This window comes from Moorena sp. SIO3B2 (assembly GCF_010692525.1).
Lineage (GTDB): Bacteria > Cyanobacteriota > Cyanobacteriia > Cyanobacteriales > Coleofasciculaceae > Moorena > Moorena producens.
On sequence record NZ_JAAHHE010000627.1, the window covers coordinates 1 to 2,696 of the forward strand.

Genomic DNA, 2,696 nt, shown 5'->3' on the forward strand with positions numbered 1-2,696 from the left:
GGAGTTCCAGGGCGCTATTAAAGGCTTTAATTGCTCCGTCATAACGCTCCAACTGCTCCAAGGTTTTACCCCTACCCTTCCAAGCTGCACTATAATCCGGCTCAATTTGAATCGCTTGGTCGTAAGCGTTTAGAGCTTCTTCATAGTACTTTAGTGCAAACAAAGTCTTACCTTGACCTTGCCAAGCTGGAGCATATTCTGATCGGATTTCCACAGCTCGATTATAAGCGTTCAGGGCCTGTTCATAGCGCTTCAATTCTAAAAAGGTTTCGCCCCGGTTATACCAATCCGTAGCATTAGCTCCCTTGAATGCATTCACCATAAAAACGCTTGCTGCAAACCCTAATCCAATTACCCCGGTGTACATTAACACTTGGTACCTTTTTAGTTTGAATCGTCGGGGTTTAGGGAGCAGGGGTTGTATAGATGAAGCAATTCCCAACACTAAGGTAGCGCCAGTTTTAGTAGTGTTAGTATTTGTGTTATTATTATTAGTTATAGTAGTCAGTGCTTGTAATGCTAAGGTAGCTGATTGATAACGCTCTCGGAAATCATAGCACACCATTTTATCTAAAGTATCGGCTAATTCAGCACTTACTGATATCTGGTTATGCCAGGTGATTTCCCCTGTATCAGGGTGAAGGGGCAATTGGTGAGGACGTAAACCGGTTAAACCAACAATCCCGATCATCCCGACAGCATAGATATCACTGCTTAATTTCGGGTAACCATTGGCTTGTTCACTGGGTCGATAGCCAGGAGTACCAATGGCAACGGTAAAGCCAGTGTTCCCCCCTTCTAGGATTTGGGTACTAACTTGTTTAACAGCACCGAAGTCAATCAGTACTAATTTGCCATCTGATTTACGCCGAAGGATGTTTTGGGGATTAATATCTCGGTGAATAATACGCTGTTGATGAACAAATTTTAAAACTTCCAGGATTTCCTGCAACAGGGAAATAATCTGATCTTCATTCACCTGTTGTCCCGGTACAAGTTCCTGGCTGAGGTCTTCCCCTTCAATCAATTCTTGGACGAGATAGAATTCTTGATTTTCTTCAAAATACGCAAAAAGCTGGGGAATTTGCTCATGACTTCCCAACTGGTGTAGGATTTTGGCTTCCGTCTCAAACAGTCGCCTAGCCGTCTGCAATGTCAAGGGATCCGTGGCTACTGGCTTGAGTTGCTTAACCACACACTGATTGTCACCAGGCAAGTGTTGGTCTTCAGCTACGAAAGTTTGACCAAATCCACCTTGTCCCAGCTGACGAATAATTTTATAGCGTCCACCGATCGTTTGTCCAAGACCCAAGTTCATGCAACTTCTACTGCTCCGGGAAAACCTCACCACCTGTTAAAGGAGGTAGATCACTAGTGATAGTGCTATGCGCAAGGCAAAAGGCAAAAGGCAAAAGGCAACAGTTAACTACAAGAGCTTTTCACTTTGTACCAATGTCTTAACCTTAATGCGTACTGCTATATAGTGCTACCAATCATAGTATACAAAAGCCTTCAATAGTGATCGGAACATTATCCCTGGGAGAGGGAAGTAGTGCGTAGGGTGCGTTAGGGGCGGGCTTGCCCTGATGTTCAACCCCTAGAGCCAGTTTTGGGACAGCCGCACCGTAACGCACCACCAAGTAGAATGGGCGAATGTAGAATATTAAAATTGCCGAATATCCTAGAGCGAAATTTTTAGCACAGGAAAATAATTAATTAACCAATAGATAAACTATAGCAATTCTCTATGCCATGAGGTACAAATGGATCCCCCTAAATCCCCCTTATCAAGGGGGACTTTGAGCTTAAGAAGCGTACTTCATAAATCCTAGAAACGCTATAATTACCAAAACAAGAGGAATAAAAAATGAAAGCAAAGACAATTAAGTGGGATGATATTCGCTCGCAAGTTCTAGCAAATCCAGAGGTAAAAGCCGAGTATGAAGCTCTAGAATTTGAGTTTAATCTTGCTAGTCAGGTTATTGCCCAGTCAGAAGTCAGAAGTCAGAAGTCAGAAGTCATAACTTCCAATTCTAAATTCTAAATTCTAAATTCTAAATTCTCAGGCTCCATCTCGGCAAAATGTTCCATCAACATCCGGTGGATAAAGATGTAGCCTCCTCCTACTTTTTGTAAGAAGATGCGATCGGCGGCATAGTCGAGGAAGCGGGCATAGTTCCAAGGGATGTATTTGTTACGGTAGAGGACAAGGCGGAGGATGAAGTGTTGGATGCAGGCTTTACCACCATTGTCCAGCCCTCCCATCAGCCCGAACATCAGCCCGAACATCAGCCCGACCATCAGCCCTTCCATCAGCCCGAACACCAGCCCGAACATCAGCCCTCCCATCAGCCCGACCATCAGCCCTCCCATCAGCCCGAACATCAGATATACAGTTATAGCATTACGAGCTGATTTCCAAATTCCTTGATTTGGACTTGTTTTTGTTTCAATTTCTGAACTCTCCAGCCCTTCCTTCAGCCCGAACATCAGCCCTTCCATCATCCCGAGCATCAGCCCGAACATCAGCCCGAACATCAGCCCGACCATCAGCCCGACCATCAGCCCTTCCTTCAGCCCGACCATCAGCCCGACCATCAGCCCGACCATCAGCCCGACCATCAGCCCGACCATCAGCCCTTCCATCAGCCCGACCATCAGCCCGCCCGTCCGGACTCCAGTCACTTACCAGGCCT

Annotated in this window: 3 protein-coding genes; 1 reads left to right on the forward strand and 2 read right to left on the reverse strand. The window is 45.7% G+C overall.

Annotated elements, in window-relative coordinates:
- A partial coding sequence (locus tag F6K38_RS39090; protein ID WP_287360303.1) for a protein kinase domain-containing protein occupies positions 1-1,318 on the reverse strand: 1,318 nt, incomplete at its 3' end.
- Between the two features lie 549 nt (positions 1,319-1,867).
- Between F6K38_RS39090 and F6K38_RS39095 the strand changes: the two genes are divergently transcribed.
- Positions 1,868-2,044, forward strand: coding sequence for a hypothetical protein (locus tag F6K38_RS39095; RefSeq protein WP_287247931.1), 177 nt, complete (start codon positions 1,868-1,870; stop codon positions 2,042-2,044).
- Here F6K38_RS39095 and F6K38_RS39100 read toward each other — a convergent pair.
- On the reverse strand, positions 2,041-2,658 hold the full coding sequence (locus F6K38_RS39100; RefSeq protein ID WP_287360305.1) for a hypothetical protein: 618 nt from the start codon (positions 2,656-2,658) through the stop codon (positions 2,041-2,043). The two genes, F6K38_RS39095 and F6K38_RS39100, sit on opposite strands and share 4 nt — an antisense overlap.
- Positions 2,659-2,696 lie beyond the last annotated feature (38 nt).